15 protein-coding genes are annotated in these 20,637 nt (G+C 27.2%); 6 read left to right on the forward strand and 9 right to left on the reverse strand.

All coding sequences use genetic code 11. The annotated features are described in order from the left end of the window. Positions 1-404: 404 nt before the first annotated feature. From FMAG_RS01335 to FMAG_RS01345, 3 genes are read left to right on the forward strand one after another with little or no spacing between them, the layout of a single operon-like run. Entirely contained in the window at positions 405-1,745 is a 1,341-nt protein-coding gene (locus FMAG_RS01335; RefSeq protein WP_005883337.1) for a family 4 glycosyl hydrolase, read from the forward strand. A 13-nt stretch (positions 1,746-1,758) separates the two neighbouring features. Beyond that, positions 1,759-3,333: a PTS transporter subunit EIIC gene (locus FMAG_RS01340; protein ID WP_005883338.1), complete on the forward strand. Its 1,575-nt coding sequence runs from the start codon at positions 1,759-1,761 to the stop codon at positions 3,331-3,333. Between the two features lie 13 nt (positions 3,334-3,346). Further along, the gene (locus tag FMAG_RS01345; protein ID WP_005883340.1) at positions 3,347-4,129 is read left to right on the forward strand and encodes a MurR/RpiR family transcriptional regulator; all 783 of its coding nucleotides are present in this window, start codon (positions 3,347-3,349) and stop codon (positions 4,127-4,129) included. Positions 4,130-4,250: 121 nt separating this feature from the next. On the opposite strand, the gene FMAG_RS01350 is transcribed toward FMAG_RS01345, so the two are convergent. The 4 genes from FMAG_RS01350 to FMAG_RS01365 all read right to left on the reverse strand — a co-directional run bounded on the left by FMAG_RS01350 (position 4,251) and on the right by FMAG_RS01365 (position 9,817). Continuing rightward, positions 4,251-5,465 (reverse strand): IS256 family transposase, encoded by a 1,215-nt coding sequence (locus FMAG_RS01350; RefSeq protein WP_005883342.1) that lies wholly within the window; start codon positions 5,463-5,465, stop codon positions 4,251-4,253. Between the two features lie 93 nt (positions 5,466-5,558). Then, positions 5,559-6,365 carry a bifunctional hydroxymethylpyrimidine kinase/phosphomethylpyrimidine kinase gene (gene thiD, locus FMAG_RS01355; protein ID WP_005883344.1) on the reverse strand — a complete coding sequence of 269 codons (807 nt, stop codon included), beginning with the start codon at positions 6,363-6,365 and terminating at the stop codon, positions 5,559-5,561. Then, complete coding sequence (locus FMAG_RS01360) at positions 6,365-6,676, reverse strand: hypothetical protein (RefSeq protein WP_005883346.1); 312 nt, start codon at positions 6,674-6,676, stop codon at positions 6,365-6,367. Before FMAG_RS01360 ends, thiD begins: the two co-directional genes overlap by 1 nt. A 48-nt stretch (positions 6,677-6,724) precedes the next feature. Then, positions 6,725-9,817, reverse strand: coding sequence for a hypothetical protein (locus FMAG_RS01365; protein WP_005883348.1), 3,093 nt, complete (start codon positions 9,815-9,817; stop codon positions 6,725-6,727). 124 nt (positions 9,818-9,941) lie between these two features. On the opposite strand from FMAG_RS01365, the gene FMAG_RS01370 reads away from it, so the two are divergent. Beyond that, the gene (locus FMAG_RS01370; protein WP_005883349.1) at positions 9,942-11,444 is read left to right on the forward strand and encodes a YifB family Mg chelatase-like AAA ATPase; all 1,503 of its coding nucleotides are present in this window, start codon (positions 9,942-9,944) and stop codon (positions 11,442-11,444) included. Between the two features lie 28 nt (positions 11,445-11,472). Next, on the forward strand, positions 11,473-12,516 hold the full coding sequence (locus FMAG_RS01375) for a LacI family DNA-binding transcriptional regulator (protein WP_005883350.1): 1,044 nt from the start codon (positions 11,473-11,475) through the stop codon (positions 12,514-12,516). 47 nt (positions 12,517-12,563) lie between these two features. Here FMAG_RS01375 and melB read toward each other — a convergent pair whose 3' ends face one another. Both melB and FMAG_RS01385 read right to left on the reverse strand, forming a co-directional pair. After that, complete coding sequence (gene melB / locus FMAG_RS01380; protein WP_005883351.1) at positions 12,564-13,928, reverse strand: melibiose:sodium transporter MelB; 1,365 nt, start codon at positions 13,926-13,928, stop codon at positions 12,564-12,566. Between the two features lie 24 nt (positions 13,929-13,952). Beyond that, positions 13,953-16,958 carry a glycoside hydrolase family 2 TIM barrel-domain containing protein gene (locus FMAG_RS01385; protein WP_005883352.1) on the reverse strand — a complete coding sequence of 1,002 codons (3,006 nt, stop codon included), beginning with the start codon at positions 16,956-16,958 and terminating at the stop codon, positions 13,953-13,955. Positions 16,959-17,249: 291 nt separating this feature from the next. Between FMAG_RS01385 and hydG the strand changes: the two genes are divergently transcribed. After that, positions 17,250-18,653 (forward strand): [FeFe] hydrogenase H-cluster radical SAM maturase HydG, encoded by a 1,404-nt coding sequence (gene hydG, locus FMAG_RS01390; protein ID WP_005883353.1) that lies wholly within the window; start codon positions 17,250-17,252, stop codon positions 18,651-18,653. Positions 18,654-18,702: 49 nt separating this feature from the next. On the opposite strand, the gene FMAG_RS01395 is transcribed toward hydG, so the two are convergent. The 3 genes from FMAG_RS01395 to rfaE1 all read right to left on the reverse strand — a co-directional run bounded on the left by FMAG_RS01395 (position 18,703) and on the right by rfaE1 (position 20,637). Beyond that, a complete protein-coding gene (locus tag FMAG_RS01395) occupies positions 18,703-19,080 on the reverse strand; it encodes a hypothetical protein (RefSeq protein ID WP_005883354.1) in 378 nt (125 codons plus the stop codon). Positions 19,081-19,172: 92 nt separating this feature from the next. Beyond that, complete coding sequence (gene ispF, locus FMAG_RS01400; protein WP_005883355.1) at positions 19,173-19,646, reverse strand: 2-C-methyl-D-erythritol 2,4-cyclodiphosphate synthase; 474 nt, start codon at positions 19,644-19,646, stop codon at positions 19,173-19,175. Further along, positions 19,639-20,637 (reverse strand): D-glycero-beta-D-manno-heptose-7-phosphate kinase, encoded by a 999-nt coding sequence (gene rfaE1, locus FMAG_RS01405; RefSeq protein ID WP_005883356.1) that lies wholly within the window; start codon positions 20,635-20,637, stop codon positions 19,639-19,641. Before rfaE1 ends, ispF begins: the two co-directional genes overlap by 8 nt.

Consider the following 20,637-nt stretch of genomic DNA (forward strand, 5'->3'; position numbering starts at 1 on the left):
AGCGCTACCGCACAGAGGGCATTGATAAACAATGAAAGCTTTATCAATTGAACAAGCAAGAAATTTTTGAATAGTCTCTTCAATGTAAAGAAAATGATTATAGTAAAAATATTTTTTGACATGAGTTAAAAGATTTGATATATTAATATCGGAGAATATGTGTTTTAAAAGCATGTATATCTCCTTTTGTATATTTTATTTGGCGACTATATTATACAAAAAAAGAGAGCTGAGTAAAGCATTTTTTTAATGCTACTCAGCTTTTTTTATTATAAATAAAGAATTTCAGTTTATTAAACGGTCATATAAAAATAAAATTTTCAAAAAATGAAAATTTTAGACGTGTAAATTTTTTTTATGCTATTATAAAAATATAAAAAAATAAAAAATAGTAGGAGGAAAAAATGAAAAAAAATACAGTTGTAATTGTAGGAGCAGGAAGTACTCATACTCCTGGAATAATCCAAAGTTTATTACAAAAAAAAGAAGAGTTTCCATTAAAAAAATTGATTCTTTTTGATATCGATGAAGAGAGAATGAATATGGTAAAATCGATTATGACTCAGTTTATAGAAGAAGCATATGAAAATTTAGAAGTAATAAGTACCTCTGATTATAAAGAAGCTTTTACTGATGTTGATTTTGTCTTTGCTCAAATAAGACAAGGTGGTCTAAAGATGAGAAGCTGTGATGAAAAAATTCCATTAAAATATGGTGTTGTAGGACAAGAAACTTGTGGGCCAGGAGGATCAATTTCTTATGGAATTAGATCAATTCCAGCTGTTATAGAAATTATAAGACAAGCAAAAAAATATTCACCTAATTGTTGGATTTTAAATTATTCAAATCCAGCTGCTGTAGTAGCAGAAGCAACAAGAAGAGAATTTGGAAATGAAAGAATTTTAAATATCTGCGATATGCCAGTTGCAATTTTATTATCATATAGTAAAATGCTAGGGCTAAAAGATTGGACAGAATTAGACCCTGAATATTTTGGACTTAATCACTTTGGTTGGTTTACAGCATTATATGATAAAACAGGAAAGGATAGATTACCAGAATTAAGAAAATTAATTTTAGAAAATGGAATGACAGCATGTAGTGATAAACATCATAAAGACAAGGATTGGCAAAAAACTTGGAAACAATATGCTGAAATAATAAAGGATTATCCTGAATATTTACCAAATAGTTATTTACAATATTATTTATATTCATCTGATGTTGTAAAAAAAATGGACCCTAGTTATACAAGAGCTGATATGGTGATCAATGGTAGAGAGAAAGAGATGATAGAAGAATATCAAAAATATTTAGCAAATCCATCTGAATATAAAAGCCCAATACAAGAATTTACTGTTTTTGGAGATTTTATAGTAGATGCAGCAGCTTCTATTGCTTATAACAAAGGGTATAGATATTTAGTTATTGTAGAAAATAATGGAGCAATACCTAATTTACCATCAGATGTAATGGTAGAAGTTCCTGCTTACTTAAGAAGCTGGGGACCTGAAGCAATTTCAAGAAAGCCTATTTCAACTTTTTATAAAGGTTTAATAGAAAATCAAGCTGCTTCAGAAAAATTAGCTGTAGATGCATATTTTGAGAATTCTTATGATAAAGCTCTTCAAGCAATAGCAATAAATAAAACAATTCCATCAACAAATATTGCTAAAGCTATTTTAGATGACTTTATTGAAGCTAATGGAGAATATTGGCCAAGATTAGAAAAAAAATCTTATTAATTTAGGGGGAAAAATGGATAAAAATAGATTATTTAGTGAATTTCAAAAATTGGGAAAAGTATTAATGGCTCCTGTTTTAATATTACCAATAGCAGGAATTTTAGTTGGAATTGGAAGTGGTTTTACAAATCCAAAAATATTAGAATTATTTCCTTTTTTAAAAAATTTAACTATATTTTTTAATATTTTAAAAGATGCAGGAAATGTGGTAAATAATAATATTCCAGTAATATTTGCAATTTGTATAGCTTATGGTTTTGTAAAAAGTGAAAAGGCAACAGCAGCTCTTAGTGGTTTTTTAGGATATATGACAATGAATACAATATTAGGAAATTTCCTTATTTATACAGGAAATTTAGATCCTAAAAATTTATTAATAGGTCAAAAACAAATATTAGGAGTATTAACTTTAGATACAGGTGTTTTTGGTGGAATTTTAGTTGGATTCTTAATAGCACATATCCATAATAAATTCTATAAAATACAGTTACCAGCAATATTATCTATCTTTAATGGAACTAGATCAATACCAGCACTTTCAATTATTTTTTCAAGTATTTTAGGAATTATTTTAGCTTTTATTTTTCCACCTATTCAACATTTGTTAATTAAATCTTCTGATATAATTAATTCAATAGGTGCTAGTGGAGCTTTTATATATGGATTATCTGAAAGATTACTTCTTCCATTTGGATTACACCATTTTATTTATCTTCCATTCTTTTTTACTCAATTAGGAGGATATTTAAATATAGATGGAGTTATGGTAGAAGGTGCAGTAAATATATATAATGCAATGTTAAGTTCACCAACAGCTAAATTTGATATAAATATTACAAGATTCGTAATGAATGGAAAAGTTTTATTTGCTATGTTTGGTTTACCTGGAGCTGCATTAGCTATTTATAAAACATCATTACCAAAAAATAAAAAGAAAGTAGCTGCTTTAATGACAGCAGCAGTGTTACCATGTGCTTTAATGGGAATTACAGAACCATTAGAATTTTCATTCTTATTTATAGCTCCAATGTTATTTATAATTCACTCTTTTTATGCTGGAATAGCATATATTTTAACTTATATTTTAGAAATAAATATTCCAGGGCCATCTAGTTTTGGAGGACCTTTACTTTCATTTATATTTAATGGTATACTAAACTCAGATAAAGGATCTCATTGGTATTATCTTTTAATAGTAGGACCTATATATTTTATATTATATTATTTTACTTTTAAAATATATATAGAAAAAAGAAATTTAAAAACTCCAGGAAGAGAAGAAAATTTTGAAACTGGTAATGAAGAAAATTTTGAAGAGGTTAGTGTAAATAAAAATATTTCAACCAAATTACTAAAAGAAATAATAGAAGCAGTTGGCGGAGAAGAGAATATCAAAAAGGTAGATGCTTGTTTTACAAGACTTAGATTAACTTTAGAAGATAATTCAAAAGTTAATGACTTGAAAATTTTTGAAAAATCTTTAGGTGCTAGTGGAGCTGTTTTAGTTGAAAATGGAATTCAAATTATTTATGGAAATAGGGCAAATTTATTAAAGATAGAGATGAGAGAATTTTTAAAACATGAATAACTAGGAGATTTATATGTATTCTTTTTTTTCAAATTTAAAAAAATGTCGAGATAATAATGAACTTTTTCCTAAAATAGAAGTAATTATAGCTAATTTTATTTTGGATAATCATAAAATTATTCCAGACCTTTCTATAAAAGAACTAGCTCAAAGATGTAATACATCAACATCTACTATTTCTAGATTTTGTAAAAGAATTAATGGTAGTGATTTTAAAACATTAAAAGAAGAATGTAGAATATACAACAATTTTTTAGAGGAAAAAGAAATTGTAAAACCTACAAACCAAAGAACATTAAATGAATCTTATATAACTGACTTATTTAAAGCAATGAAGGAAACTAGCCAAGCCAATGATATAGAAAAAATTAAAAACGCAATATTTTGGATTAAAGAAGCTAAAAAGATTTTTTTCTTTGGAACATCTTTTTCAAATATTCTTGCTCAAAATATAAGTGAAAAATTTATGAGATTAGGAAAAAATACAATATGTCCTTTGACAATTTCTTCGCAAAATAATATAATTACTCAAATAAAACCAGATGATTTAGTTGTTATTATAAGCTTTTCAAATAATAATTTTCAAATTAATAGGATTAAAAGAATATTAAGAAAAAAACAAATAAAAACAATATATATATCTTCAAAACAAGATTCTAATTATAATAATGAAATTACTTTACTAGTTTCTAGTTTAAATTATAAAGAATTTGAATCTCCAATAATTCAAGAATTTTCAATTAATTATATTATAAATTATCTTTATTTATTTTATATAGAAAGCAGCTATTTTTAAAAATATTACAATTTAAATAATTTCAAATAAAAAGCTAAAGAAATAAAGAGAGTGTAATTAATTTTGTGTATTTACTCTCTTGATTATTAGAAATTAACCTAGTTAGTAGAGACTGAAGAACTTAGATGTTTTTCAGTCTCTCTTCATATTCTATTGCCAATTGTCCTCTAATTAAGTACCAGTCTCTTGCATATTCTAATTTCCATTTTTCTGTTAAATTCATTGTACATAAGTATAATATCTTCATTAACGCCATATCTGTTGGAAAGCTATTTCTTGTTTTTGTTGCTTTTCTAAAAATTCTATTTAAATTTTCTATTACATTTGTTGTGTACATTATTCTTTTTACTTCTGGGCTAAATTTAAAAAATGTTTTTAACTCATTCCAGTTATTCTCCCAACTTCTCAATGAGTACGGATATTTCTTTTCCCACTTTTCCTTCACTTCTTGTAAAGCTAAATAACTCGCTTCTTCATTTGGCGCTGTATAAATTGTTTTTAAATCTTTTCTAAATTCTTTTTTATCTTTGTAACTTACATAAGTTAGTGTATATCTAATTTGATGAACTATACATCTTTGAATATCTGTTTGAGGATAAACTGCTTGTATTGCTTCTTTAAACCCTGTTAAACCATCTACACAAGTTATTAATATATCTTTTACTCCTCTGCTTTTTAAATCATTTAATACCATTAGCCAAAACTTTGAACTTTCATTAGCTCCAATATAGATTCCCGATATATCTTTTTTTCCTTCCTGATCCACTCCTAGTACAACATAGGCTGCTTTCTTTACTGTTGATTTATCTTCTCTTACAGAAAAGTGAATAGCATCAAGAAATACAAAATAATAAATATCTTCTAAGGTTCTAGTTTTCCATTTTTCAATGCTAGGAATTAATTTATCAGTAATCTTGCTTACCATTTCAGCAGAAACATCAATTCCATAAATTTCATTGATATGTTTGCTAATATCTCTAGTAACCATACCAAGTCCATACATAGAAATAATTTTCTCTTCTAAGTTAGAAATATCACGCGAATACTTAGGTACAATGTGAGGTTCAAACTCAGCATTTCTATCACATGGGATATCAAGTTCAATTTCTCCTAAAGAAGATTTAACTTTCTTTTTAGAATAACCATTTCTAGAATTGTCAGAAATGAAATTTTTATCATTTTTCTCATAGCCAAGTTGAGAATCTAGTTCAATTTCAAGAGATTCTTGAATGAAATCTTTTATGATATCTTTAAGAAAAGAATGGATATCATTAGCAGATTTAAAATTTTGAGACTTAATAATTTCTCTAATAGTTTCTTTAGGTAAAATAGACATAAAAAACCTCCTTGATATTAATATAATTATGCGACATAATTAACTAATAATCAAGAGAGGTTTTAAATTTTTATTTACACAAAATTTTTTACACTACCAATATTTAATTCCTAATCTTTTATAAATCTCAACAAAATGTCCCAATGGGCCTATTCCATGACCTAAGTCAAAAGAATTTTCAATAGCTTTAGTAATATATTTTTTTCCAAGCTCTACACTGATTGGAATACTTTTTTCTTTAGCTAAAAAAGTTGTGATAGCCGATGAAAGAGTACAACCTGTTCCATGAGTATTTTTATTTTCTAATCTAGGAGTAGTATAGTAATAAAAACTCTTTTCAAAGTATAAGATATCAGTACAGCTATTCTCATCACTATGTCCACCTTTTATTAATACGGCTTTTACCCCAAGTTTTGCAATTTCGATGCAAGCTTTTTTTACATCTTCTTGAGTTTTTATTTTCATATCAGATAATATTTCAGCTTCTGGAATATTTGGAGTAACAAGTGTACTGATAGAGATAAGAGATTTTAGCTCCTCTATTGCTTCAGGTTTAAGAAGATGATAACCATTTTTAGAAACCATAACAGTGTCAATTACAATATTTTTAGCAGAATACTTTAAAAGTTTTTCTCTAATAATTTTAATTATCTCTATATCTGAAACCATACCTATCTTTACTCCATCAATCTCTATATCAGAAAAAAGGGATTCTAGTTGTTCTCCAATAATTTCAGGAGTAAGTGGGAAAGATTTTTGTACTCCAAGGGAGTTTTGAGCAGTAACAGCTGTGATAACACTCATACCATGTACCCCCAAAGCTCCCATAGTTTTAATATCTGCTTGAATTCCAGCTCCACCGCTACTATCAGAACCAGCTATAGTTAAAACATTTTTCATTATAACTCCTCTGTAATATCTTTTGCATAGTAGTTAGGGAATTTTTCATTTAAAAATTTTTCTCCAAGCTGTTGAGTTTCTTTTAAATATCTTTTTATATTTTCATAATCTTCTGGAGATTGTAATCCAGTTTCTACTACTTGAAAAAATTCTAAATCCTCTCTATTGATAGTTGCTCCATCAAATTCAAATTTTCCATTGTTTTTAAAAGGTAAATAGATTTTTTCTAAAACATCTTCCTTAGTTGGAAAGTTTAAGATTTTTTTTATTTCATTTTCATTTTTAAGTTTAAAGAACACATTGTAGAACATATTACTCCTCCTTTAGTATTGTTTAATTTGATTATATTACAATTTTTTCTACATATCAAGAGTAGTTATCTCTTTAAGTATAAAATATATAAAATTTAAAAATCTTGGATTGACTTCTTCAAGACTAATCTCATCTTTAAACATCTTACTTACTTTTATATCTTGAATATTTTGAGATTTAGTTGAAAAAGTAAAAGGAATTTCTAAGTATGTATGAGTTAACTTATCAATTAGAGTAAAATTATCTCCATAAAGAATTGAAGAATATATCTCTGCAAAGTAATTATTTATAACTGTATTTATTTTTTTTAGAGATAGAGGTAATCCTTTATAATCATCTAAATTAGCAACTTCAATCTTAACTATACTAAACTGTTGTGGAAGAAATGGAGTGATATTTTTAGTAAATATAGTTGTTTCGATATCTGTTTCTCCTTGGTAGAAAATTTTGATATTTTCTATTTGGTTAATAATTTTATTACTATGAATATCTATAAATTTTTCTCCATCATATTTACAATAATACTCTTTACTATCAGAAATTATTGTCCATAAAATATTTTTTGAAATTCCTTTGATAAAATAAGAGCTATTTATCTCTTTATTCCACTCTTCTATTGACCAAACTCTATTTCCTATCATTTGATAGAACATATATTTTTTTATTTCAGATAGTAATATTTCTTTTTTCTTTTTAAATCTTTTAATCTCTTTTTGATAGAATTCTACTCTGTTTTCATCATCTTCAAATTTACTAGAGTACTTAGGAAGAGATCTTACCTCTTTATCATCTTGATTATACATAATAATATCAAAATTTTCATTAAGAACTAATTTAATTTTTCTATTACCATAGTTGAAGAACTTTTCTCCATTTGCATCAAATCCCATAGAAAAATCTATATTAGGAGCAAGTATCTCACTTGTAACATCAGAGTCATCTTCTTCTCTTATTCTTCTTAGAACCTCTCCCAAATCAGTGTGGTGTATTTTAGATTTTATAAATTTTATTTCAGTATTAAGCTCTTGTTTTTTAATAGAAAAGAAGATAGATAATAGATTTTTAGCTAATTGAGTTTTTGATTTTAAAATAGCTTTTTCTAATAAATCAAGTATTTTATCAATTCCATAGTCATCAGCGGTAAGAAGATATGTTCTTACAATAGAACTAGTATGTACTGGAGAATTATCTTGAAGCCAAGTATCAAAAAGAGTATCTAAACACTTATTTAAATCCTCTAGGTTTACAAAATTTCTAATAGTTTTTCCAAGTTCAATATCTTCTAAATCATTGTTATACATATAAAGAGCTACATACATCTTAATTACTCTTTCATCAATAAAAGTTTCACTATCTTTTTCTCTTATTTTAAAATAAGCTTCTGATTTTGGGTAAAGTATATCTTTTTTATAGTTATCAAAAATAGATAAAATATAGTCTTCAAGTTGAGAGTAGGTTTTAATCTTTTTTCCTTTATTACTTTCCCAAACTTTTTTTAGAGCTTTTATATTTGCTAGAATTTTTTTATTTTTTGTTTTAGTAAGTTTTTCTACTTCATCACTACACTCTTTCTCTTTATCTTTCAGAATTTCAAAAAGAGTTTCTAATATTATCTCATCTGAGATAGAAAGATATGGAAAAAGCTTAGTTACATCAAAACTTTTATCACTTCTATATGATAAATTTAAAATCTCCTCAAAAGTATAGTCTATAAATGTTTTCTTCTCTAGTAACTCATAAAAATACTCTTTATTTTCTTTTAAAAATTCAGTAAATTGCTCTTCAGAAGAGATATTTACAAAATCAGCAGTACCACTAATTAAGAATTTTTTACTAATTGAAGTTTTTTCTGCAATAATTTTCCAAGGATTTTTTCCATTATTTTCTAATCTTTCAAAATGAGCTATCATATTTATAAATTCATTGATATCCCATCTATTTTCATCATAAGAGTCAGAAAGTTTAGCAATATATTCCTCTACATTAGAATAAGTCAACATATATCCTAAGGTATTGATAAGTTCTACTCCTAATTCTCTATCTTTTGTTTCTTCTAAAATATTAATAAGAGAAGCTACATTATTTTTAAAATTATCAATATATTTAGCTTTTAGCTCTTCAGAGATAATTTTATTGTCAATAAGAGTTCCTAATATAAAGGCTCCTAGTTCAATATTTTGTTTAAGCATTCTATCTAAAATTTCTAAAGATTTTTCAGAATTATCTAAAATAAATTTTTGGATATAGAAAGTTATATTATAATCTTCACTTCCTTTATATAAGTAAACAAGTTTGTAGATAAAAGGGAGTGTAGAGTTATTTACCTTATCAAAGTATTCCTTTGGATTTTCTAGCTCTAAAAAGTCAAGTGAATCTGAAAAAGTCAAGATTTCAAATACTCCTAAAATAGTTTTTTTATTTTTGCTCTCAATATTTAGATTAGTATAGATATTTTTTAAGAAATATATTAAATTTTCATCATCATTTATAATAGAGATATCTTTTATTGAATTAGCTAACTCATAATTTTTAAAATCGTAGTTTAAGATATTTTCAATTCTTTCACTTGAATATATTTCACAAAGAGAATTAAGAATAAAATTTTCAAGTAAAATAATATTTTCATTATCAATAGAACACTTTAACTCTAGAATTTTACCAACAATATATCTATTTTTTTCTGTATCTTCTAAAGAAAGATAGTAGTCTACAAATTTAGGGAATTTTTTATTGATATCTTCAATCATTGAAAATAATATCCTTTCATCTTCAAAGTTATTAAAGGTATACTCTAAATCTTTTGCTAAAAATTCATCAGAAACTCCTAAATTTTTATAAATAGTCATTCTATTATTAAAATTACAAGTTGAAAGGTCTAAAATTAATTTTTCAGGACAATAGTTATATCCCAATGTAAGTAATCTTTTAATAATAGTACTATCTTCACTTTTTTTCATAGTCTTATTTTTATTAAAAATATCTAGTTCTAAGAAAAGAAAGTAGTTATAGAATTTTATCTTATTTAATTCAGATTTTGAAAACTCAATATCTTGTTCTTCAAATAGATAGTTTTCCATTTTTAGTCTAAGAGTTTTATTACAACTGCTCAATAAATATTTTGATATTTTTTCTTTACTCATAGGCTCCTCCATTTTTTTAATTCACTAATATTTTACCATATATTTCAAATATATCCTAATCTCTTATTAGAATAAATATGGTATAATTATATAAACGGATAAAATCTCTAAGGGGGTTAAGACTATGAATAAGAGGGTGTTAAGTTCTAGTTATATTGGAGTGGAGTCTTTTTTAGTTGATGTAGAGGTAGATATAAGTAATGGACTTCCTAATTTTTCTATAATAGGGTTGGGGGATACAGCTATTTCAGAGAGCAAGGATAGAATAAGAACTGCTTTAAAAAATAGTGGTTTTAAATTAGAACCTAAAAAGATAATAGTAAATCTATCTCCAGCTGGAATAAAAAAAGAGGGTGCTCATTTTGATTTACCTATTGCTGTGGGAATAATGATGGCTATGGGATTTTTAAAAGATAGATATAGTATTTTAGATAACTATCTATTTTTAGGAGAACTTTCTCTTACAGGAGAGATAAAAAGAGTGAGAGGAGCTCTCAATAGTGTAATATTTGCAAAGGAAAAAGGATATAAAGGAGTAGTTCTTCCATTGGAGAATTATCAAGAGGCAATATTGATAAGAGGAGTAGATATTATACCAGTCAAAAATCTTCAAGAGGTAGGGGAGTTTATTTCTAAAAATATAGTAAAAAGTGTACAGGAAAAAATTGTTGTATCAGAAGAGAAAGAGGAGTTAGATTTTTCTGATGTAAAAGGACAGAGCATGGCAAAAAGAGCCTTGGAAATAGCAGCAGCAGGAAAGCACAATGTAATTATGATAGGAAGTCCCGGTTCAGGAAAAACTATGCTCTGCAAAAGAATTACTACAATTTTACCACCACTCAATGAGAAAGAGGTAATAGAGAGTACTAAAATATATAGTATAGCAGGAGAACTTTCAGAGAATAAGCCTATAATAGATACTCCTCCTTTTAGAGCTCCACATCATACAAGTACACCTGTAGCTATAATAGGTGGAGGGAAAAAGGTAGTTCCAGGAGAGGTAAGTCTTGCTTCAGGAGGAGTACTTTTTTTAGATGAGTTAGCAGAGTTTCCAAGAAGTGTGTTAGAGAGTTTGAGGCAACCATTAGAAGATGGAGTAGTTTCTATTTCTAGAGCTCAATATAGGGTTGAATTTAAAACAGACTTCATTTTTATTGGAGCTAGTAACCCGTGTCCTTGTGGATTTTTATTAGATGACAATGGAAAGTGTAACTGTACTCAAACAGAGATAAATAAATATATGAAGAAAATCTCAGGACCAATTATGGATAGAATAGATTTGCACGTAGAGATGAGAAGACTTACTGAGGAAGAACTTATGACCTATAAGTCTGGAGAAAGCTCAAAAGAAATTAAAGAGAGAGTTTTAAAAGCTAGAAAGATTCAGAAAAAAAGATATGGAGAGGGAATATATAATGGTACTATCTCTCAAAAACAGATTCAAAAATATTGTAAGTTATCACAGGAAAATAGAGAGTACTTTAAAAAAGTAATTCAAGTTATGGAGATTTCAGCTAGAGGTTATGATAAAATTTTAAAAGTAGCTAGGACTATAGCTGATTTAGCAGGAAGTGAAAATATAGAGAGAGAACATCTTATGGAAGCTGTTTCTTTTAGAAATAAATAGAAATATAGAATGATTATTAGGAGAAAATATGGTTCGTTTAAAGGATATTGCAGAGATTACTGGTTTTTCAATAACTACAGTTTCAAGAATTTTAAATAATGATAAAACATTAAGAACTAGTCAAAATACTAAAAATATAATAAAAACAGTAGCAGAAGCCACAGGATATAAAACATTAAATGAAAAGAAGAAGGAAAGATATAAGAAAAAGAATTCTTTAAGTATGGTTGTTGGAATAATAGAGATGTCTAGTACAAATGAAGTTATAAAAGACCCATATTATATTTACTTGAAAGAGTTTTTAGAAAAGGTTTGTAGAAAAAATACAATAAAATCTTTGAGTTTAACTTTTGATTTAAAAAGACAAAAATATGTAAATAATGATATTTCTAAATTGAAGGTAAATGGATTAATAGCTATAGGAAGGTTTTCAAAATTAGAAGTAAAAGCTATGGAAAAATTGAGTAAAAATATAGTTTTTTTAGATACTGCTTACCCAAATGGAGAATATTCAAGTATTGCTCCTGATTTAGAATTAGGGGTAAAAAATGGATTGGATTACCTATTTGAAAAAGGACATAGGAAGATATATTTTATTGGACCTACATATGCACCTAATTTTTTCACAAATTTAGCTTTAGAAGTGAGAAGAGAATCTTTTATAAAATATATGAAAGAGAAAAAAATGTATTTGGATTCTCTATTATTAGAGTGTGAAAGATCTTCAGAAAGTGCAGAACAGATGTTGAGAGAATATTTATTGAAAGGCGGTTCCTTGCCAACAGCAATTTTTACGGTAAATGAAAGTGTAGCTATTGGAGTGGTAAAAGTTTTAAGAGAGTTTGGATTAAATATTCCAAAAGATGTAAGTATTTTAAGTTATAACAATACAATTTATTCTTCTTTAGTATCTCCAGCATTATCGAGTGTAGATATAAATTGTGATTATATGGCACAACTAGCTATAGACTTAGTAGTAAAACAAAATCAAATTAAAAATTTTTCTCCAATAAAAATATTATGTAGTTCTATAATAAGTGAAAAAAATAGTATAAAAGCACTAAAAGGTTAATAAAAAAGTTGAGTAAAGTATTTTTCAATACTACTCAACTTTTTAGATTATTTTTTTATTAAAGATAAGTGTATTTTATCCATATATTCTTGTGTTAAGATATATTTTCTTTTATAAACTATATAACCTAAAATTATAAAGAAAATCGGGAAAATAGAAACTAATAAACGTAAAGTAATTATTGTATCTGGTCCTTGAATTTGATTAGGAATATAACCAGTTAAATCTAAGATAAATCCTACTAATAAAGCTGAGAAAGCTGACATAAATTTAACAAGTAGTGTTTGTAAGGAAAATATTATAGATTCGCTACGTTTTTTCAATTTATATTCTCCATAATCTACTACATCAGCTAAAATTACAGTAGCTATACCTGATTGCATTCCAGCACCAAATTTAATTAGAATTCCAGCAAGAGCTGTCATAGCTATATTTTGTGGATAAAAGATACCAGTTAGAAATAGAGTAATCATTCCTAAAATTTGGATAGTACCAGCAATAACATAGATTTTTTTTCTTTCAAATAGCTTACCTATTTTAGGAAAAATAAATAATCCTAATATTTCAGCAATAGAAGCAAATCCCATAAAAACAGCAAACATTTGCTCTTTACCACATACATAAATGAAATAATAGATAGCTGTAGTATAAACTAATTGCATAGAACCATTATATGATAGTATTATTCCAATTGCAGCAAGTAATTGATCATTATTTAAAATAATTTCCTTCATTTGCTTAAAAGTTATTTTTTCTTTATTTTCAGGGGTAGACTGATTAGCAATCTTATCTGGTGTTTTTACATATAAAACAGTAATTCCAATAGTTATAATAAAAACAATAGAAATTAAATAAGCGAAATTTGAATATCCTTTTCCAGTGTTTCCATTTCCAAGAAAATTTATGATTTGTAATCCAAATCCTCCTATAATTAATGTATTTCCGATAGAAGCAAATATTCTAGGAAGTACAGAGATTTTTTCTCTCTCTTCTTTATCTTGAGAAAAGTTAGGAAGCATTGCCCAATAAGGAATATCCATAAGAGTATAAGTCATTCCCCAAAGTACATATGAAACAGCAACATATGTATAAAGAGCTGTTCCAGAAAAACCAAAATCAGTAAACATTAATGCAAGGACTACTGCATTAGATAGAGTACCAATAACTAACCAAGTACGAAATTTTCCAAATTTATTTTTTGTATTATCTACAATAACTCCACACATTAAGTCATTGATAGCATCCCAAAACCTAGCTATAAAAAATACAATTCCTATAAAACTGGCTTTTACACCTAAAACATCAGTAAAGTATACCATAGCAAATGTTGCTGTTATTCCATAAACTAAATCTTTTCCCAGTGCTCCTAAGCCAAATGAATATCTTTCTTTTAAACTTATTTTATCAGACATAGTTATTTCTCCTTTAAAATATAATTATTTTGTAATGTAGAATGAAAATTTATAATCTTTATTACTAGGGATACAATATTCTTCAAGAACAGGAGCTCCCCAACTATCATCTCCACCTATTCCCATTTGTTTCATAGCTATTGTAATATATGTATAATTGTAATTACCAAGTTCATATTGGTGCTTAGCTTCCTCTAATTCTAAAAAACTATGTGGCAATACTTGGAATTCAAAGCTTTTATTCTCTTCTGCTATAAATTTAATTTTATTTGTAGCATTTTCAAAAACTTCTCCCCAAATAGTATTAGTTCTATTTCCACATTCTTGTGGTACAAGATAAGGAGTGACATTATTTTTTACAAAATCTATATATACTCCTAATCTAGCTCCTTCATTACGATCAATATAGTTTTCATGAGGTCCTTTTCCATAATATTTAAATTGATTTAAGTTATTAGGAATTTTAAATCTCATAGCTAGAGTTGGAAGTTCAGGAAGATTTTCAATACCTGTATATTCCAATGTAACTTTTATTCTTTCACTTTTATCTACTAAGTAACTTACTTTTATTTCTAAATTAGGGATTGTTAATACTTGGTGAATATAATCTATTTTAAAGAAATTTTCATTTGCTTCCCAATTTAATAGTTTTACATTTTGATAGATAGAAGCTCCTAACCATATAGAGCACATTTGTGGGTGAGCGTATCCTTTATCATTATCAGTAGCTGCTCTCCAAAAAACAGGTTGAGGTCTTTCTATAAGCATTTCATTTTTTTGATAAACTAGAGATACTAATCCTTTATCTTTAGCAAAAAGAACTTCAGTATCATTGATGAAAACACCTATATTTCCATCTCCTTCAACTACTTTAAAATCATACTCTGAATGAGTTTGATTTTCTTTTTCTACTTTTATTTCTTGTCCATAAGCTACTTCAAATCCTTTTTTTGCCCATAACTGGTCTTCTTTTAAAATCATTCTTATATTTTTACTGTATACTCCAGTAATATTTTTAAACCAAGGGATTTCAATTTGTATATCTTCATTTGGATTACAAATAACTTCAAATCTTCCCTCTTGAAGAACTTTTTCCTCTTTTTCAATAGTATAAATAAATTCATAGTTAGATAAATTTTCAAATAAATTTCTATTTTTTATTAAGCATCCTGTTTCATTAGGAGAGATTTTAACATTTTGATATAGATATTTTACTTCTAGAGCTTTTGGAGTGATGGTTCTATCAGCAAATACTATTCCATTACCACAGAAGTTGTAGTCTGTTGGTCTATCCATAAAGTCTCCACCATATAGTAGAACTTTCTTTCCATCTTTTTCTACTTCAATAGCTTGGTCGATATAGTCCCAAATAAATCCACCTTGATATTTTTCATACTTTTCTTCAAGCTCAGTATATTTCATTAATCCACCACATGAGTTTCCCATAGCATGCATATATTCGCAACTAATATATGGTTTATCAGGATTACTTTCTAAATAAGTAATAATATCTTTAGCTTTAGCATACATTCTACTTTCCATATCAGATATTTTATCAAATTCTCTATTCCAGAAACATCCTTCATAGTGAACTAATCTTGAATTATCTCTTTCATGGAAAAATTTAGTCATATTAAAAATATTTTCCTCCGCATAAGATTCATTTCCACAAGACCAAATAAGTATAGATGGATGATTTTTATCTCTTTCTAACATTGCTTTAGCACGAGCTAAAACACATTCTTTCCATTCTGGTTTATTTCCAGGAACATTCCAAGAAGGCTCACATGTTCCCATTTTTTGCCATGAACCATGACTTTCTAAGTTAGTTTCATCAATTAAATATATTCCATATTTATCACATAGTTTATACCATAAACTTTGATTAGGATAATGAGATGTTCTCACAGCATTTATATTATGTGTTTTCATAAATTTAATATCCCATAACATCTCTTCTTTTGAGATAGCTCTTCCTTTTTTATGGCTGAATTCATGACGATTAACTCCTTTAAAAACTATTCTTTTTCCGTTGAGCAACATGAGACCATTTTCAAGTTTAAATTCTCTCAATCCTATTGTTTGTGGAATTACTTCGATAATCTCATTATTTTCATCTTCTAATATAAGAAAAACTTTATATAAATTTGGTTCTTCAGCACTCCATAATTTTATATTATTTAAAGAAAATCTTATTTCTAATTCATTTTGTAGTTGTATTTTTTCAGTTTGTAAGATTTCAATTTTTTCTTGGGAAATTACTTTTGCCCAGATTTTTCCTTTAGGATCTTTAGAGTTAAGTGAACAAATTAATTTTAATTCTGCATCCTTATAGTTATTTTTTAGTTCTGTTTTTACAAATAAATCTTTTATATGTAATTTTGGTGTAGCATAGATGAAAACCTCTCTAAAAATTCCAGAGAATCTCCAGAAATCTTGGTCTTCTATCCAACTAGCACTACTTCTTTTATAGACTTCAACAGCTACTTTATTTTTTCCCTCTTTTAAAAATTTTGTTATTTCAAATTCTGCAGGAGTAAATGAATCTTCACTATAACCTACAAATTCTCCATTTATCCAAAGGAAAAAAGCTGTTTCTACTCCTTGAAAAGAGATAAATATATCTTTATTAAAGAATCTACTATCTAATTCAAATTCTTTTATATAACTTCCTACTGGATTATCTTCCATTGAGATAAAAGGAGGTCTCAATCTTTCTTTACCATCCCAAGGATATAAAGTATTAATATATTGTAACTTATCAAAATTTTGCATTTGAATATGTCCAGGAACAGTTATTGTTTTAAAATTTGAAGCTGAAAAATTTTCTTTATAAAAATCTTTCTCTCTTTCTGTTGGATTTTTTGCTAATAAAAATTTCCATTCTCCATTTAAAGATTGTTTTAGTTCAATTTCCTCAAGTTTTTCAGCAGCCTCTAATGTTTCAAAAAACAAATGGTCTGAATGTGGTTCAAGTTTGTTAAATTGAAATATTTCAGGATTAACTAACCAATTAGTATTAGATTCCATCGTTTAACCTCCTACTTTTTGTATTTATTAAGAAATATTAATTTATTTATAAAACATAAAAAAATAAAAGTCAAACATTATTTTAAAAATTTTACCAAGTAAGAAAAATAAAAAAATTTATAAAAACCTTATTTTAATAGTATTGAGAGAATAATATCAAAATAAAAATTATAAAAAAAATAAGAAAAAAGTTAATTTTTTTTACCAAATAAAAAAATATGACTTTTGTATATAGATTATGATATAATAAGAATTATTTACTTTAAAAGTCAATTTTAGTTGGAGGAGAATATGAGAGAGGAAAAATATGATATTAGTTTTTTATCTGAAGACAGAATTAACAATATATTAGAATCTGCCAAGGAAAAAGCTAAAAATAAAGATGAAGTAGAAAGAATAATTAAAAAAGCCAGTTTAGCTGAGGGAATAACTCCAGAGGAAGCAGCTATTCTTTTAAATATAGAAGATAAAGAGTTATTAGATAAGATGTTTAAAGTAGCTAAACAAGTAAAAGAAAAAATTTATGGAAAAAGAATAGTAATGTTTGCTCCACTTTATGTAAGTAACTATTGTGTAAATAATTGTGTCTATTGTGGATATCAACATTGTAATGAAGATTTAAACAGAAAAAAATTAACTAGAGAAGAATTAGTAAATGAGGTAAAAGCTCTTGAAAAATTAGGACATAAGAGAATAGTTTTAGAGGCTGGAGAGGATCCAATCAATTGTTCTTTAGACTATATTTTACAATGTATTAAGGATATATACTCTATAAAATTTGAGAATGGAAATATAAGAAGAATAAACATCAATATAGCAGCTACAACTGTTGAAAATTATAAAAAATTAAAAGAAGCTGAGATAGGAACTTATACTCTTTTCCAAGAGTCTTTCCACAAACCTACTTATGAAAAATTACATTTAGCTGGACCTAAAAAAGATTATTATTATCATACAACAGCTATGTTTAGAGCTAGAGAAGCTGGAATAGATGATGTTGGTATAGGAGTACTATATGGATTATATGAACATAAATATGAAACAGTAGCTATGATACTTTACGCTAATGAGTTAGAAAGAGTTACAGGTGTAGGACCTCATACAATATCAGTGCCAAGATTAAGAGAGGCTAGTAATGTGACTTTAGCTCAATATCCACATCTAGTAAATGATGAAGAGTTTAAAAGATTAGTAGCTGTATTAAGACTTGCTGTACCATATACAGGAATGATTTTATCTACAAGAGAGGAAGCAGGATTTAGAGATAAAGTTATTGAATTGGGAATATCTCAAGTAAGTACAGGTTCTTGTACAGGTGTAGGTGGATACTCTGAGGCAAATGAAAATACTGCTCAATTTGAAGTGGGAGACCATCGTTCTCCAATGGAGATGTTAGCAAGTTTAATAAATAGTGGATATATTCCAAGCTATTGTACAGCTTGTTATCGTTCAGGAAGAACTGGAGATAGATTTATGGAGATAGCTAAGAGTGGAAAAATAAATGTAATGTGTGAGGCTAATGCCCTTATGACATTAAAAGAGTTTTTACTAGATTATGCTGATGAAAATTTAAGAGAGTTAGGAAGTAAGGCTATACTAGAAGCCCTTGAAAAAATGCCTGATGAGAATTTTAAAAATAAAATAAAAGGATTCTTAAAAGATATAGAAAATGGAGCGAGAGATATTTCGGTATAATTAAAATAAAGGGGATATTGCATATAAATTGCAATACCCCTTTTTCAAATTAACTATTTCTATTTACTGCTCTTTCTTTCATCATAATAGTTCTGTTTTCAGCTCTGATAGCTCCAATCTCTTTATTTAATTGTTCTACTTTATTCCAATCAGGAGTATCCTTTAACATTTCTCTTCTTAGAGCTATTCTTTTTTCAGCAATATCTAATTGATTAGCTTCAAATTTTTTATCTTGTACTTGATATCTTCCTTTACCATCAAAGTTACAACATCTAGAGTGGAATCTTTCTCCATCTCTCATATGATGAAAATAAGTTGCTGAAGTTTGATTTCTTCTCATAGGCTGAGTGTTATCAAAGTTATTTGCCAATACAGTTGTTCCTGCTAATATTGTTATTATACCAGTTAAAATTATTAATTTTTTCATAAGTTATACCTCCTAAAAATTATCTGTTTCTTTTATAGTTTAAGTATAACTTTGATTTATGACCTCAGTATGTCAAAGTGAAAAATTTTAAATTATTTTTCTAATAAAACAACACAGTAAGATTTTACTCCAGATTCATCTCCAGTAAATCCAAGTTTTTCTTCAGTAGTAGCTTTTACACTTACCTGCTCTATATCTATTTCTAATATTTCAGCTACTCTTTTTCTCATTGCTTCAATATATGGTTTTACTTTTGGCTTTTGTAAAACTATTATTGAATCCAAATTAATAACTCTATATCCTCTTTCAGCTATCAATTCTTTTACCCTAGTTAACAGAATTGTACTATCTATATTTTCGTATTTCATATCAGTATCAGGAAAATGTTGTCCGATATCCCCTAGAGCTAAAGCTCCAAGCATAGCATCCATAATGGCATGGATTAAAACATCTCCATCAGAGTGTCCGAGAACACCTTTAGTATGAGGTATCTCCACACCTCCTAATATTAATGTTCTTCCTTCTACAAGCTTATGTACATCATATCCATTTCCTATTCTAAGCATTATGACACTCCCATCTCTCATAAATTTGGTTATAGAACTCTAAGATTTCCTCTTTAGTTACAGTTGATGTTCCCATCTTACCTACTACTACTCCAGCAGCTGTATTAGCTATCTTAGCAGATTCGTGCCAATCTACCCCAGCAGCACTAGCAAGAGTAAATACAGATATTACTGTATCTCCAGCCCCTGTTACATCATATACTTCTTTAGCAAAGGTAGGAATATTTATAACCTTATCTAGGAATAAACTCATTCCCTCTTCGCTTCTAGTAAGTAGAAGGTTATCTAGTTGTAATTTTTCTTTTAACTCTTTTCCTAAAGATTCAAAGTCTGTAACTTTACTTTTACCTAAACACTCCATAGCCTCTTTTCTATTTGGTGTCATAGATGTAGCTCCTATATAGTTCATTGCATTTTTAGGTTTAGGGTCAACAGTAACTATTTTATTTTTTTCTCTACAAATTTTTACAATCTCCTTAGCTACTCTTGGAGTAAGTACTCCCTTATCATAGTCAGAAAGGATAATTGCATCTAGTGAATCAATTTTAGAATTGAAATTTTCTAATAGTAAATCTTCTAATTCTTTAGAAATAGGCTCAGCTTTTTCCCAATCTATTCTAAGTAGTTGTTGGTTTCCAGCTAATATTCTTCTTTTTACAATAGTAGGTATATCTTTAGTTCTAATAATTCCTGTACTATCTATTCCTTTTTCATTGAAAGTTCTAAGTAATCTATCTCCATTGTCATCAGCACCAATTACACCAAAACATATAGTTTGGGCACCAAGAACAGAAAGGTTATTGACAACGTTAGCAGCTCCTCCTAATACAAATCTTTCCTCTTTTACATTTACAACAGGAACAGGAGCCTCTGGAGATATTCTATCAACTACACCAATAATATAGTCATCTAACATTAAGTCTCCAACCACTCCTATCTTTATATTTTTAAAACTTTCTAATATTTTTGGTAAATCTAATCTGTTTTTCAT

This window comes from Fusobacterium mortiferum ATCC 9817, from assembly GCF_000158195.2.
GTDB lineage: Bacteria > Fusobacteriota > Fusobacteriia > Fusobacteriales > Fusobacteriaceae > Fusobacterium_A > Fusobacterium_A mortiferum.